The organism is Bradyrhizobium stylosanthis, from assembly GCF_001641335.1.
Classification (GTDB): Bacteria; Pseudomonadota; Alphaproteobacteria; order Rhizobiales; family Xanthobacteraceae; genus Bradyrhizobium; species Bradyrhizobium stylosanthis.
This window is the reverse complement of sequence record NZ_LVEM01000002.1, coordinates 576588-590353: the sequence shown is the minus strand read 5'-3', so window position 1 is coordinate 590353 and position 13766 is coordinate 576588. Positions and strand designations below refer to the sequence as shown.

At 65.1% G+C, this 13766-nt stretch carries 17 protein-coding genes; 7 read left to right on the top strand and 10 right to left on the bottom strand.

Annotated elements, in window-relative coordinates; all coding sequences use genetic code 11:
* Nucleotides 1-135 precede the first annotated feature (135 nt).
* Nucleotides 136-1380, top strand: a complete 1245-nt coding sequence (locus A7X65_RS14780; RefSeq protein WP_063685934.1) for a S1C family serine protease — start codon at nt 136-138, stop codon at nt 1378-1380.
* A 207-nt stretch (nt 1381-1587) separates the two neighbouring features.
* Here the strand turns inward: A7X65_RS14780 and A7X65_RS14775 are convergent, their stop codons facing one another.
* From A7X65_RS14775 to A7X65_RS14750, 6 genes are all read right to left on the bottom strand, one after another.
* A complete protein-coding gene (locus A7X65_RS14775; RefSeq protein ID WP_063685932.1) occupies nt 1588-2322 on the bottom strand; it encodes a DUF899 domain-containing protein in 735 nt (244 codons plus the stop codon).
* 19 nt (nt 2323-2341) lie between these two features.
* A complete protein-coding gene (locus A7X65_RS14770; RefSeq protein ID WP_245323528.1) occupies nt 2342-2686 on the bottom strand; it encodes an SRPBCC family protein in 345 nt (114 codons plus the stop codon).
* On the bottom strand, nt 2686-3138 hold the full coding sequence (locus A7X65_RS14765) for an ArsR/SmtB family transcription factor (RefSeq protein WP_063685930.1): 453 nt from the start codon (nt 3136-3138) through the stop codon (nt 2686-2688). Before A7X65_RS14765 ends, A7X65_RS14770 begins: the two co-directional genes overlap by 1 nt.
* 99 nt (nt 3139-3237) lie before the next feature.
* Nucleotides 3238-3492, bottom strand: coding sequence for a DUF3551 domain-containing protein (locus A7X65_RS14760; protein ID WP_063685928.1), 255 nt, complete (start codon nt 3490-3492; stop codon nt 3238-3240).
* A gap of 125 nt (nt 3493-3617) precedes the next feature.
* Nucleotides 3618-3890: a DUF3551 domain-containing protein gene (locus A7X65_RS14755; RefSeq protein ID WP_063685926.1), complete on the bottom strand. Its 273-nt coding sequence runs from the start codon at nt 3888-3890 to the stop codon at nt 3618-3620.
* A 147-nt stretch (nt 3891-4037) separates the two neighbouring features.
* Complete coding sequence (locus A7X65_RS14750) at nt 4038-5012, bottom strand: Bug family tripartite tricarboxylate transporter substrate binding protein (RefSeq protein WP_063685925.1); 975 nt, start codon at nt 5010-5012, stop codon at nt 4038-4040.
* A 124-nt stretch (nt 5013-5136) separates the two neighbouring features.
* Here A7X65_RS14750 and A7X65_RS14745 point away from each other — a divergent pair, with 124 nt between their 5' ends.
* Together A7X65_RS14745 and A7X65_RS14740 are read left to right on the top strand one after the other, a co-directional pair.
* Nucleotides 5137-5547: a VOC family protein gene (locus A7X65_RS14745; RefSeq protein ID WP_063685923.1), complete on the top strand. Its 411-nt coding sequence runs from the start codon at nt 5137-5139 to the stop codon at nt 5545-5547.
* A gap of 190 nt (nt 5548-5737) precedes the next feature.
* Complete coding sequence (locus tag A7X65_RS14740; RefSeq protein ID WP_063685921.1) at nt 5738-7315, top strand: AMP-binding protein; 1578 nt, start codon at nt 5738-5740, stop codon at nt 7313-7315.
* 174 nt (nt 7316-7489) lie between these two features.
* On the opposite strand, the gene A7X65_RS14735 is transcribed toward A7X65_RS14740, so the two are convergent.
* Complete coding sequence (locus A7X65_RS14735) at nt 7490-8584, bottom strand: HD-GYP domain-containing protein (protein ID WP_063685919.1); 1095 nt, start codon at nt 8582-8584, stop codon at nt 7490-7492.
* A 321-nt stretch (nt 8585-8905) separates the two neighbouring features.
* Here A7X65_RS14735 and A7X65_RS14730 point away from each other — a divergent pair, with 321 nt between their 5' ends.
* From A7X65_RS14730 to A7X65_RS14715, 4 genes are all read left to right on the top strand, one after another.
* Nucleotides 8906-9667 (top strand): alpha/beta fold hydrolase, encoded by a 762-nt coding sequence (locus A7X65_RS14730; RefSeq protein WP_063685917.1) that lies wholly within the window; start codon nt 8906-8908, stop codon nt 9665-9667.
* A 22-nt stretch (nt 9668-9689) separates the two neighbouring features.
* Complete coding sequence (locus tag A7X65_RS14725) at nt 9690-10025, top strand: hypothetical protein (RefSeq protein WP_063685915.1); 336 nt, start codon at nt 9690-9692, stop codon at nt 10023-10025.
* 162 nt (nt 10026-10187) lie between these two features.
* Nucleotides 10188-10862 carry a dienelactone hydrolase family protein gene (locus A7X65_RS14720; protein ID WP_063685913.1) on the top strand — a complete coding sequence of 225 codons (675 nt, stop codon included), beginning with the start codon at nt 10188-10190 and terminating at the stop codon, nt 10860-10862.
* Between the two features lie 171 nt (nt 10863-11033).
* Entirely contained in the window at nt 11034-11513 is a 480-nt protein-coding gene (locus A7X65_RS14715; RefSeq protein WP_063685912.1) for a hypothetical protein, read from the top strand.
* 1 nt (nt 11514) lies between these two features.
* Here A7X65_RS14715 and A7X65_RS14710 read toward each other — a convergent pair whose 3' ends face one another.
* The 3 genes from A7X65_RS14710 to A7X65_RS14700 form a co-directional block, all read right to left on the bottom strand.
* The gene (locus A7X65_RS14710; protein WP_063687699.1) at nt 11515-12246 is read right to left on the bottom strand and encodes a polysaccharide biosynthesis/export family protein; all 732 of its coding nucleotides are present in this window, start codon (nt 12244-12246) and stop codon (nt 11515-11517) included.
* A 204-nt stretch (nt 12247-12450) separates the two neighbouring features.
* Nucleotides 12451-13107, bottom strand: a complete 657-nt coding sequence (gene msrA, locus A7X65_RS14705; protein WP_063685910.1) for a peptide-methionine (S)-S-oxide reductase MsrA — start codon at nt 13105-13107, stop codon at nt 12451-12453.
* A 176-nt stretch (nt 13108-13283) separates the two neighbouring features.
* Nucleotides 13284-13601, bottom strand: a complete 318-nt coding sequence (locus A7X65_RS14700) for a hypothetical protein (protein ID WP_063685908.1) — start codon at nt 13599-13601, stop codon at nt 13284-13286.
* Between the last annotated feature and the right edge of the window lie 165 nt (nt 13602-13766).

Sequence of the window (13766 nt, the reverse complement as noted above, 5' to 3'; positions counted from 1 at the left end):
AAGTATATAGGATCGCAAAGTAATGGCAAGCCGGAAAGTCGCGACAGGGAGCTCCGGCCCGACCGGACAACTGTCGGTTGCGCCGCACCTTGTCCCCCGGATAAGATGGATCGCGTATTCCGGGGGGAAGAAAGTATGTGGCTTAAGTCATTGGTCGTTGCGTCTCTGTTGCAGGTGGGCGTCGTCGGCATCGCGCATGCGAAAGGACCGTTCGGCAGCGTCAATGTCGGCAACTGGATCGGCGGCGCCTTCAGCAATGACGAGACGGGCACTTTCTCCCATTGCGCCGCGACGACGCCTTATGCGAACGGCGTCATCCTCGTCGTGAGCCAGAGTGCCGCCGGCACCTGGTCCCTCGCCTTTGCGAGTCCCAGCTACCGCTTCAACAAGGGCGAGAACGCCGCGATCGACGTGACCTTCGACGGGCAGGAGCAGGCGAGGCTCTACGCCACGGCGTATCAATCCAACATGCTCACGGCCGTCATGCCGGTGAATGTCGTGCGTACGTTCCAGAAGGCGAGCCTGATGGTGGCGACGGCCGGCCGCGCCGTTCTGAATTTCGACCTGACCTCGACCGGGCCTGTCATCGCAGCATTGGCCAATTGCGTGACCAAGGTGAAAGCCGACGGGCTCGACAAGGCCGGCGATTTCACAAAAGGCGCGGCCAAGCCGGCAGCGGCAGCGGAGAAGCAGGCGTCTCCGCCGGCCGGCGGCAAAGCTGCCCGGGCCAAGAGCGGCACCGGCTTCGTGGTGAGCGCCAACGGGCACATCGTCACCAACAACCATGTCATCGACGGATGCGTCGGCGACATCAAGGGCAACCTCACCGGCGAGGCTGCGATGGTGCTGCGCATCGTCTCGAGCGATGCCAACAACGATCTCGCTCTCCTGCAGGCGCCGTCGACGACGACGTTCAAGGACTTTGCGCGGATCCGTGACCGTTCGATCCGCTCCGGCGATTCGATCGTCGCGATCGGCTTTCCGTTCCACGGATTGCTCACCTCGGATTTCACCGTGACGACCGGCATCGTCAGCTCACTCAGCGGCATACGCAATGATTCGCGCTTCCTGCAAATCAGCGCGCCCGTGCAGCCCGGCAATAGTGGCGGGCCGCTGTTCGATACTACCGGTCAGGTCGTGGGCGTGGTCACCGGGAAGATCCCGGCATTGCGCATCGCCGCCGCGACCGGCAACATCCCCGAGAACATCAACTTTGCCATCAAGACGGGCGCGCTGCGCGACTTCCTCGACAATTCCGTGGTGCCCTATCAGACCGCCGAGCCGAAGGCCGAGCTCAAGACCACCGATATCGCCGGCAACGCGCGGCCGTACACGATGCTGATCTCGTGCAACGCGGCGGAGCAGGATGCGAAAAAGTAGGGGAGCGTTGCAGCTCGCCCCGTCATCCTGAGGTGCGAATGGCGCGATGCAGAAGCATCGCGCCGGGAGCCTCGAAGGATGAACGGCCCGGATGCAACCGCTTGGAAGGAGCCGGGCCGCCGCCCTTCGAGGGCCGCTGAAGAAGCGGCCACCTCAGGGTGACGGCGACGGTTCAGGGCTCGCGGAAGCGGCGCCTCCGCAGCCCCCTCACCCGTGGCAGCACGCCGCCTCCGCCTGCGGCTCGTACTGGTCGCGCAGGCGGACCCAGTCCATCGGATAGGGCAGGCGCTCCTCGTGACGGCCGAGCGGGGTCAGGTCCAGATATTGATAAGCGGCGTTCATCATGTCGAGGCCGCGGGCAAAGCAGGAATAGGTGTGGAAGATCTCGCCGGCCTCGTTGCGATAGAACACGCTGATGCCGGGCAGCTCGGGCCCATAGATCGGCGTCGTGCCGAAATTGTACATCGGCTTCCCGGTCGCGATCTCGTCGGATGAGAACGTCACGCCGTAGTCGCGGTTGAAATCGTTGCCGCCCGAGGAGACCCAGTCGAAAGTCCAGCCCATCCGCTTCTTGAAGGCCTCGAGCTTGGCGCTGGGTGCCAGCGAGACCGCGGCCATGGACGTGTCCCGCGCGGCCAGATGCGGCACCATCCGCTCATATCCGTCGGCCCAGAATGAACAGTTCTTGCAGGCGGCGTCCCAGTCGGGCGCGAACATCACGTGCTGGACAACGAGCTGCGGACGTCCCCTGAAGAGATCGCCCAGCGTCACGCTGCCGTCCGGTCCGGCGAATACGTAATTCTTGTCGACCTTGACCCAGGGCAATGCGCGGCGTTCGTCGGCAAGCCGTTCGCGGGCCTGCGTCAACTCCTTCTCATGGGCGAGAAGCGCCTTGCGCGCAGCGATCCATTGCTCGCGCGAAACGATCTGGTGTTGCGGCATCGCATGCTCCTTTCGGGATTCAGGCAACGAAGGCATCGAGCTTGTCGAGGAACGAGCTCCAGCCGCGCTGATGGTTGTCGCGCGCGGTCTCGTCGGCGAACTGGGCGTGGTGGAACACCATCAGGGTGCCGGCACTGTCCGGCTTGAACGAGATCGTGACCAGCGATTCCCGTTCCGGCGTCGAATGCCAGGCCCAGGTGAAAACCAGACGCTCGTTCGGGACGACCTCGCGATAGATGCCGCCGGCCTCGAAATACTCGCCGTCGCCGCCGATGAAGCTGATGCGAAAGCGGCCGCCGGTGCGGACGTCGAGCTCGGCCTGCAGGCTCGCCGGCTTCATGTTCGGCGGCCCGAACCACTGCATCAGCTGCTCGGCTTGCGTCCAGGCGGCGAAGACTTTTTCCGGCCGCGCGCGGAGCCGGCGCGTGAGCGTGAGGCTGGGGCGCTCCGCGGCTCGTTCAGTGGCGTTGACGGCTGGGTTGGCCATGTCTCTTCCTCCACAAAGGCGGCAAGACGGTCGAGATTGTCGGACCAGAACTGGGCGTAGCGATTGAGCCAGTTCATCGCCTGCTCCATCGGCTGCGCGGTGAGCCGGCAGGAGACCGTGCGCCCGGTCTTCTCCCGCACGATCAGCCCCGCATCCGTCAGCACGTCGAGATGCTTCATGATCGCCGGCAGCGAGACCGGGAACGGTGCGGCCAGCTCGCTGACCGACAGGCCATCCCGCTCGCCGAGACGCGCGAGCAAGGCTCGCCGCGTCGGGTCGGAGAGCGCCGCAAAGGTGCGGTCCAGCGTCTCTTCTCTATACTTAACCATATGGTTTAGTATAGGCGCGCGCGAAACCACGTCAAGCCGGAACCCGCGGGTGCGGGTCCGCACGACTGCGTGATCAGGCGGAAAGCGATCGGAGGCGGCTTAGTAGGGTGGAACGTGCCGTCCGCGCAGTGCCGGCGGAAGCGGCGGCCGCGTGACCACAGCAGGGTTCGGTCCGCAAAAGCCTTTCCGGCCGGATGCGCTCAGCTGGCATTGCTCGCGGGTCTGATAGGAGCAGTCGCCGGGATAGCCGTATTCCGAATCCTGAATGCACCACGCGTAATCCGCGCGCGCCGGACTGCCGCCGGCGAGCCATACGAGAGCTGTGATCCCGAGTACGAATTGCGCCTTCCGCATGACCGATCTCCCATGTTCGCCGCGCGACATGCGACCTCACAGAGACAAAGGCTTGCGGAGCCGATTTATTCCGGAGCGATCACGCGAAAAGGCAACTGCTGCGGTTTCGTGGCGTTCGCGCCCGGCTAGTACGGCGCGACGGGCCGCTTGCGCCAGTGCGACCGCGGCTGCGGCTGCGGCTGCAGGCCGTAGGCAAGGCGCGGATTGCGGTCGCAGAACAGCAGGCGGCCGGACACGCTGGCCTGGCACTGCTCTAAGGTGCTGTAAGCGCATTCGCCGGGGTAGTCGTATTCACCGCCTTGGGCGCACCATGGATAGTCGCGGGCCGCGGCCGGCGTGACAGTGACGAAGCCGGCGAGGACCCCCAGCGTCAGGAGCGCCAATTGCGTCTTGCGCATGATCCGAACTCCTTTTCACCGCGCGTAGCCAGGCGCCATCTCCATCAGGTTTCGTGGCGCCGTTTTATTCCAGATCGAGCAGGCAGCGTAGCAAAGAAAAAGCCCTGCCGAACGGCAGGGCTCCACTCTCGGGTCATCACAAGATCGCTACTCGACCTTCAGGCCGGCGAACTCGACGACCTTCTTCCACTTCTCGGTCTCGGCCTTGATCTCCTCGCCGAACGCCTCGGGCGTCTGCACGCGCGGCTCGCCGCCGAGCTCGACCAGACGCTTGGTCATGTCGGGCTCCTTCATCAGCGTGTTGATCTCGCTGTTGAGCTTGGCGATGATCTCCTTCGGCGTGTTCTTCGGCGCGCCCATGCCGAACAGCGCGCTGGCCTCGTAGCCCTTCACGGTGTCGGCGATCGGCTGCACGTCGGGCAGCTGCGACGAGCGCTCCGTGGTGGTGACACCGATCGCGCGCAGCGAGCCGGAACGGATGTGCTGGATGATCGAGGGCATGTTGTCGAAGATCACCTGCACCTGGCCGCCGAGCATGTCGGTGATCGCGGGCGCAGCCCCACGATAGGGCACGTGCTGCATCTTGCAGCCGGTCATCGCCATGAACATCTCGCCGGACAGATGCACCGAGGTGCCGTTGCCGGACGAGGCCATGTTCACCTTGCCAGGGTTGGCCTTCACATATTCGATGAACTCGGCGACGTTCTTGGCCGGCACGTCCTTGTTCACGGTCATCACGTTCGGCACGCGCTGGAAGGAGGCGACCGGCGCGATGTCGCGCACGAAGTTGAACTTGAGGTTGGTGTAGAGCGAGGCGTTGATGTAGTTGGCCGGATTGACCAGCTGCAGCGTGTAGCCGTCGGGCTCGGCGTTGATGACCGATTCGGTGCCGATGTTGTTGCCGGCGCCCGGCTTGTTCTCGATCACGAATTGCTGGCCGAGCCGCTCCGACAGACGCTGGCCGATCAGGCGCGCCAGGATGTCGGTGGCGCCGCCCGGCGGATAGCCGACCACCCATTTCACCGGCCGGGACGGATAGTCGGCGGCAAAAGCCTTCGACAGCGGGGTGGCTGCAAGCGGACTGGCGGCGAGCAGGCCCAGCGCGGTACGGCGAGTGATCATCTCAAGGGTTCTCCCAGTGTTGTTCTTGAAGGCCGGATAGCTTGAAAGTGGCGTCGGCGTGGTTGTAACAAAGCTTGCGGAGCGCGGAAAGTGCACCTGGCGCATCACGACGAAAGGATGAGGCATGCCGGTCAAGGTCGAAGCCCTCGATCATCTCGTGATCAATGTCACCGACGTTGCCGTGACCGCCGAGTGGTACGGCAGGATTCTCGGCATGGAAGTCAAGGTGTTCGACCCCGGCGGCGGCAAAGCGCCGCGGACTTCCCTTCAATTCGGTAACCAGAAGATCAACGTCCGGCCGCGCGATGCCGACAAGGTCGAGTGGTTCACCGCCGATCATCAGACCGCCGGCAGCGAGGACCTGTGCTTCCTCACCTCGGCGACGCCCGACGAGGTGGTGGCGCATCTGAGGGCACATGGCGTCGCCATCGAGGAAGGCCCGGTTCCCAAGCAGGGCGCCCGCGGCACGCTGCGCTCGGTCTATTGCCGGGATCCCGATGGCAGCCTGATCGAGATCTCGTCGTACGAGGATTGAGGCCGGAAGCGCGGCATATGCAGTGTCATGCCCGGGCTTGTCCCGGCCATGACGGAGGAGATCGTGCGAGCACCATGCTCGCCGTGACATCTCCCCTCCCCCGATTTGCGCCCCGCGTCCTCCGATGGCAGGAAGACGCAATAAACAAAACGCAGCCGCCAGCAAGATGCAGGCCGCAACGGGGGGAGCCATGCCAGTTCATCAATCCGCAGCCGGAATCGTGGGTCCGTTCGACGGGCTCGACGTGCCCTGGCTCCTGAGGATGCGCGCCGAGGTCCGGCGTGATCATCCGTTCCTGATCTGGGCGCCGTTCGACGCGCCGGCGCGGCGCTGGAGCTATGGCGAGTTTCACGAGCGGGTCGGCGCGCTCGCGGCGGGGCTGGCCAAGCGCGGCGTGAAGCCGGGCGAGTATGTGCTCATTCACCTCGACAATTGCATCGAGGCGCTGCTGGCCTGGTTTGCCTGCGTCGAGCTCGGCGCCATCGCGGTCACCACCAACACCCGCTCGGCGCCGGCCGAGATCGCCTATTTCGCCGATCATTGCGGCGCCGTCGCCGCGATCACGCAGCCGGCCTATGCGGAGATCGTCGCGCAGAACTGCCGTAACATTCGCTGGATGGCGGTGACCTCGCATGATGCCGGCGCGGCTGCGCAAGCGGTCTCGCGCGGCGACAGCTTTGAATCCCTGTTCGCCGACAGCGCCGATCGCCCGCGGCGCGCGACCGATCCGCTGGCGCCGTGCAGCGTGCAGTACACCTCCGGCACGACCTCGCGGCCGAAGGCGGTGCTGTGGACCCACGCCAACGCGCTGTGGGGCGCCAAGATCAACGCTGCGCATGAGGACCTGCATGCGAGCGACGTACACCAGGCCTACTTACCGCTGTTCCACACCAACGCCCTCGCCTATTCCATGCTGGCGACGCTGTGGGTCGGCGCCACCTGCGTGATCCAGCCGCGCTTCTCCGCGAGCCGGTTCTGGGGCGTCGCGCGCGAGCACGGCGCGACCTGGACCTCGACCATTCCGTTCTGCATGAAGGCGCTGCTCGAGCAGGAGATCCCGAAGGACCACAAATTCCGCCTGTGGGGCACCGCGATCAACGAGCCGCCGGCCTTCGCCGCGTTCGGCGTCAAGATGATCGGCTGGTGGGGCATGACCGAGACCATCACCCACGGCATCGTCGGCGAGGTCGACCAGCCCAACATACCCATGTCGATCGGCCGTGCCGCGCCCGAATACGAGATCCGCATCACCGACGACGACGGACGGCCGACCGAAATCGGCGGTACCGGCAACCTTGCAATCAAGGGCATTCCCGGCCTGTCGCTGTTCGCCGAATATCTGCACAACGAGAAGGCGACACGCGAAAGCTTCGACGAGCACGGCTTCTTCCTCACCGGAGACCGCGTCGACCGGCTGCAGAACGGCTTCATCAAGTTCGGCGACCGCGCCAAGGACATGCTGAAGGTCGGCGGCGAGAACGTCGCGGCGTCCGAGATCGAGCAGGTGATCGCGGTGGTGCCGGGCGTGCGCGAGGCCGCCGTCGTGGCGAAGAAGCATCCGATGCTGGACGAGGTGCCGGTCGTGTTCATCATCCCGCATGGCGGCGTCGCGGCTGCGCCGTTCGATTTCCATGACCGCGTGATGGAAGCCTGCCGCGCCGGTCTCGCCGACTTCAAGCTGCCGCGCGAGATCCATCTCGTCGACGACATGCCGCGCTCGACGCTGGAGAAGGTGGCGAAGGCGGAGCTGCGGAAGATGGTGGGGTAAAGATGTCGTCCCGGCGAAGGCCGGAACCCATACCGCGTGATCTATCGACTACGATCGGTCGTCGTACCGAACGACGAATCTTCGCCAAACTACTCCCTGGGGTGATGAGTCCCGGCCTTCGCCGGGACGACACCGAGGATGTGGCGCAGCGCCGTTAAATCAGTCGCATCTCGCCTAGAACGACCCCAGCGCCACCGGGCGGAAGGCCTGCAGCAATTGCTGGTCGAGCTTGCCGCCCATGCCTTCCATCATCGTGAACGCACGCGAGTGCGTGAACGGCATGCGGTAGGCGCGCTTCTCCACCAATGCTGCGTAGATGTCGACGATGGTCGTCAGGCGCACGATGTCGCTGATCTGGTTCGACGACAGGCCGTTGGGATAGCCGCTGCCGTCGAGGAATTCGTGGTGATGCAGCACGACGTCGAGCATCTCCGGCGGGAAGCCGCCTTGCGCGGCGAGCGCGTCATAGCCGCGGCGCGGATGCTGACGGACCTCGGCCATCTCCTCGTCGTTGAGCTTGCCGGGCTTGTCGAGCAGGTTCGAGGGAACGAAGGCCTTGCCGACGTCGTGCAGCAGCGCGGCACGGGTCAGGCGGCGCTGGTCGTCCTCGCGCATGCCGAGATGCTGCGCGAACGCGACCGCGAAGCCGGTGACGAAGAGACAATGGCGATAGCTGCCGACGTGATGGCAGCCGACCGTGGTGAGCCATTCGCGCAGCGAGGAGTGCTTGATCGCCTTCAGGATCTTGCTCTCGGCCGCGATGACGTCGTCGAAGGTCAGGGGCACGCCGAGCGGCAGCTTCTCGAACATCTTCGCCAGCACCGCATGCGCCGCCTCGACGCCGCGGTTGAGCGTCTTGCCGCGATCGGTCGCGTCATAGGTCGCGGTGTCCGGGAACGCGGCGCGGATGCGCTGCAGGATGTCCTCGGGCCGGAGCGGCCGCGAGATCGTATCGGTGGCGCCGAGCGCCCAGGCCTGCATGGTGCCGTGGTGCAGGGCATCCGCAAGCACGAACAGCCGCGGCATCGAACGATAGGCGTCGCCGCGCAGCTTGTTGCGCACGCGCTGCACGCTCTCGGGCGAGCGCAGGTTGATATCGACGACGAGACCGGAGAGATCGCGCGAGGGCTGCTCGGGGATGTCCTGCGTCGTCACCGTCGAGACGTCGCCGACCGCCTTCAGGATGCTGGCGAGCTCGGTGCTCTCGTCGCTCCGGTCGGAGGCGAGCAGAAGCCGGCGTTTGGCGGCGGATTTGACAGAGGCGTTCATGGCTTCCCCAAAGCACTGAGGGCACGGGTCGGGATTTGGCATCAGCCTAAGCCGGATCAGGTTCTCCGGGCCTTAAGAGGCGTACTCAATGGAACCCTTCGGAACTGCCCGCAATTTTAGGGATTTCGGCCTGCAGGGCCGGAATAGCAAAGTGCGAAAACAACCCCATGCACAGTAGGCCAATCATTGTAATTGCTGGGGTTTTTCGAGCGCCATGACAGGCCGAGGCCATCAAGCCTCATCCGGCCCATGCGCCGGGGCCAATCGCGCCATCGAAACGATCCCGGCTAGAATGAAAGCGAAAACAAGAAGGGTGGAAACATGCCAAGGGTCGAGCGGGACGGCGTCAGCATCTATTACGAGGTCCATGGCGAGGGGCCGCCATTGCTGCTCACCCACGGCTACTCCTCGACCTCGGCGATGTGGCACGGCCAGGTCGATGCGCTCGCGAGGGATCACAAGCTGATCCTGTGGGACATGCGCGGCCACGGGCAGTCCGATTACCCCGACGATCCCGGGGCCTACAGCGAAGAGCTGACCGTCGGCGACATCGCGGCGATCCTCGACGCGGTCGGCGCGACGCGCGCCATCATCGGCGGCCTCTCGCTCGGCGGTTACATGTCGCTCGCCTTCTATCGCGCGCACCCGGAGCGTACCCGCGCGCTGCTGATCATCGACACCGGCCCCGGCTTCAAGAAAGACGATGCGCGCGAGGCCTGGAACGCGCGGGCGCTGACCACCGCGGGCAAGCTCGACCAGGAGGGGCTCGCGATGCTGAAATCCGCGACGCGCGAGCGCGCCACCGCGAGCCATCGCAACGCCAAAGGGCTGGCGCTGGCCGCACGCGGCATGCTGACCCAGCGCGATGCGCGCGTGATCGAGCTGTTGCCCGACATCAGGGTGCCCAGCCTGATCGTGGTCGGCGCCGACGACACGCCGTTCCTCGCCGCTTCCGACTACATGGCGGCAAAAATTCCCGGCGCACAAAAGGTCGTGATTCCCGCCGCCGGACACGCCGTCAACATCGATCAGCCGCAGGCTTTTGTTGACGCGGTGGTGCCTTTCCTGAAGAACTTGCCATAGGCTGGCAGAAGGATCCCAGGCAATGAAGCGAGCGATGGTGGTTGCGGGCGCAATGATGCTGTCGATGCCCGCGCAGGCCGAGCCGTTCGGCGCGCCGCCGCCGCGCCAGCCCTTCGTTACCACGCTGTCGAACAACACGCCGCTTGCCTACGGCATGGATGCCGAGCAGACCGCGCGCGCCCTCGGGCAGACGCTGCAATATGTGCGCGGGCGGCCCGGCAACGAGATCTATCTCGCGCTCCGCAACATCGGCGGCAGCGGGCTGATCCCCTACCGCCACCGCCTGTTCCTGCAGTTCCGTCACGGACGGCTGGCGGGATGGAAGGAGGATTACGGCGAGAACTGGATGTGGGAGTAGGTGCCGCCCCTCATCCTGAGGAGCTTGCGCAGCAAGCGTCTCGAAGGATGCAGGCCCCGCTGCTGCATCCCGGCCTTTCATCCTTCGAGACGCGCGCGAAGGGCGCGCTCCTCAGGATGAGGGGAAACGTTGAGTTCGCAACAACCAAAAAGGACAACCCGCGTGGGACAAGACATCAAGCTGACGGCTTCCGATAATTTCCAGCTCGGCGCCTATCGCGCCGATCCCGTGGGCACGCCGAAGGGCGCGGTCGTGGTGATCCAGGAGATCTTCGGGGTCAATCACCACATCCGCTCGGTCTGCGACCGCCTCGCCAAAGAAGGCTATGTCGCGATCGCGCCGTCGATCTTCGACCGCACCACGCCGAACTTCCAGTCCGGCTATACGCCCGACGAGATCGCCGAGGCACGCAAGTTCGTCGCCAATCCGGACTGGGCCGCGATGCTGCGCGACACCCAGGCCGCGATCGATGCGGTGAAGACCGTCGGCCCGGTCGGCATCATCGGCTTCTGTCTCGGCGGCAGCGTCGCTTTCGTCGCCGCGACGCGATTGACAGGCCTGAAGGCCGCGATCGGCTATTACGGCGGTGCCGTCGTGCGCTTTGCCGATGACAAGCCGAAAGTGCCGACGCAGCTGCATTTCGGCGAGAAGGATGCCGGCATCCCGTTGACCGACGTCGAGACGGTCAAGGCAAAGCGCCCGGACGTCGAGGTCTTCGTCTATCCCGGCGCCCAGCACGGCTTCCATTGCGACGAGCGGCCGAGCTACGACAAGGCGAGCTCCGACATCGCATGGCCGCGCAGCATGGAATTTTTCGCGAAGCATTTGCAGAAGTAGCGCCTGACGTCATGCGCGGGCTTGACCCGCGCATCCATCAAGCGAAGCTTTGCCCATGTCGATGGATTGCCGGGTCAAGCCCGGCAATGACACCTCGGAAATCGGGTGGCTGCAGCCTGACACCCGGCGATAGAGCTGGCCGAACACGCCAACTCACGCCGGGAGATCGTCATGCAGCAGGCCAATACGAACATCGTCATCCGCAATCCGTTCGGAACCATGGACGTCCCGGAGCCGAACGATCGAGACGTCATGGACTATGCCGCAACGGCAACGCTTGCCGGCGATGCGGCCGATCTCAATGCGGCGGCGTGGGCTTCCATCGCTACGCCGTCCGATCGGCTCGAAGGCGTCTGGGCCAGCCGCTGGAATGGCGGTGCGGATCCGACGATCGCCGGCGATACGCCGGAAGCATGGAAGGACGGACGCGCCGAGGTGCGGGTTGCGGGCGAGCGGATCTATCTGCGCTTTGACTGGGACCATGGCCGCCGGCACGGGCTGATCGATGCTTCGCGCGAGGGCACGCGGCTGGTCGGCAAATACATCAACCTGACCAATCCCGCGATCATGCGGCCATGGGTCGGGCGCGTAATCGATGCCGGCAGGATCGACGGACGTTTTCCGAACGGGCGGCTGGATTTCAGGCGGTGAGCTAGAACCAGCGCTCGCCGACGAACACGGTGTCGCCCGGCGCCAGGGGAGTGCCGAGCGGCACGACGGCGCGCATGGAGCCGCCGGCTTCGGTGTGCGTGACGGTAACGACATCGCGCTTGGCGCGCGGCGAGAAGCCGCCGGCGATGGCGACGGCGCTTTCGACTGTCATGTTCGGCACATAGGGATATTGCCCGGGCGCGGAGACTTCGCCGAGGATGAAGAACGGACGGTAGGTGTCGATCTCGACGGCGACCGAGGGTTCGCGGATGTAGCCGTTGCGCAGGCGCGCGGCGATCTCGCCGGCGAGCCCTGCAGTGGTGCGGCCGCGCGCGGGCACCGCGCCGATCAGCGGCATGGTGATGGAGCCGCCGGCATCGATGGCGTAGCTGTTGGTGAGACCTTCCTGGCCGTAGACCACGACGCGGAGCTTGTCGCCGGCATCGAGATGGTAGGAGGCGTCGTAGCGCGCCGGCCCCGCCATCGGCCCGGCGTAGCCGACCGGCATCGGCGAGGCGGCGAAGGAGTTGCTGAGCGCGGCGATGGCACCGCCGCCGCTATTGGCGACGACGACGGGTTGCGGCGCGCCGTAGGGCTGGCCATAGGCCATGGAGTCGAGATCGGGGCGGGGCTGGACCATCGCGACGGGGCCGGTGGTCTGCATGCAGCCGCCCAGGGCCAGCGCGGCGGACGCTGCCAAGATCGACCATCGAAACGCGCGTGCAACCGGCACAGGACCCATCCCTCGAAACGAGATGCCCCAGTGATGCACCGGTTATGGTTAATAAAGCGTTGAGGGGGGCGATGGGGCGAGGTGACGGCGGCCTCTCCACATCGTCATGGCCGGGCTTGTCCCGGCCATCCACGATCTTCGTGCAGCACCAAGAACGTGGATGCCCGGGACAAGCCCGGGCATGACGACGAGTTCGTGGCGAGCTTACGCGCTCACACCGACGCCGATCGGACAGGACACGCCGGTGCCGCCGAGGCCGCAATAGCCGGCGGGATTCTTCGCCAGATATTGCTGATGGTAGTCCTCGGCGAAATAGAACTCGCCGGCCGGCGCGATCTCGGTGGTGATGGCGCCGAGACGTTTCGCTGCAAGCGCCTTCTGATAGAGCGCCTTCGACTCATCGGCCGCCTTCTCCTGCGCATCGCCATAAGTGTAGATCGCGCTTCGGTACTGCGTGCCGAAATCGTTGCCCTGGCGCATGCCCTGCGTCGGATTGTGGCTCTCCCAGAACGTCTTCAACAGACGCTCGTAAGAGATCTTCTTCGGATCGAACACGACCAGCACCACTTCGGTGTGGCCGGTGCGTCCCGAACAGGTCTCTTCATAGGTCGGGTTCGGCGTGTGACCGCCGGCATAGCCGACGGCGGTCGTATAGATGCCGTCGCCGAGCTCCCAGAACTTGCGCTCGGCACCCCAGAAGCAGCCGAGGCCGAACACCGCCTGCTCGAGGCCGGCAGGGTAAGGCGGCTTCAACGTGTTGCCGTTGACGAAATGGAAGGTCGCGGTCGGAATGGCTTGCGCACGGCCCGGCAGCGCTTCCGCTGCGTTCGGCAATGCGGTGGTCTTGCGCATGAACAGCATGATGGGTCTCCGCAACGAGCGGTCCGTCGCGTGAGCCAGTTGCTCAGGCGGCGCGCTCGCGATCAGGTGGGAATATAGGTGTCTACGGAGGAACCGGCAGCGTTGTTACGCCGCGCTCGGCGCGAGGCTCAATCCCGGCGGGAATTGAAGTTCAATCCCGGGCGAGAATTGAAAGTTCAATCTCGGGAATAGCCGATCAGCGGCTTGCGCGGCCGGAACAGCAGCATCAGCAGAATGCCGAGAATGCCGAGGACGGCGAACACCGGCTGGTCCAGAACGAGGCGGATCACCGAGGTCCAGAGCCAGGGCGCCTTGGCCTCGACCCAGGTCCGGAACGCGGTCTGGCTGGCCTGGTTGATGTCGTTCCAGAATTGGCCGAACCGGGTGAATTTGAGGGTCTGGTCGGCAACCCAGCGGGCGCCGTCATAGACCATGAAGATGAACCCGCCGGCCAGCAGCAACAGCCCGATCAGTCGAAAAAAGCCGCGGATCATGCCCCACCCTATACGGCCGTCCGATCGGACGCGCCCTGGAAATGCCGCCAGCCAATAGCCGCAAGGCGGCAGAAATTCAACCTCTTCAGGACGTTACGGCGCCCGTCCAACCCGCTAAAGGGCGGTTTTCCAGCCCGGAAAGCGTTGACGGTGCCACAGACCCTC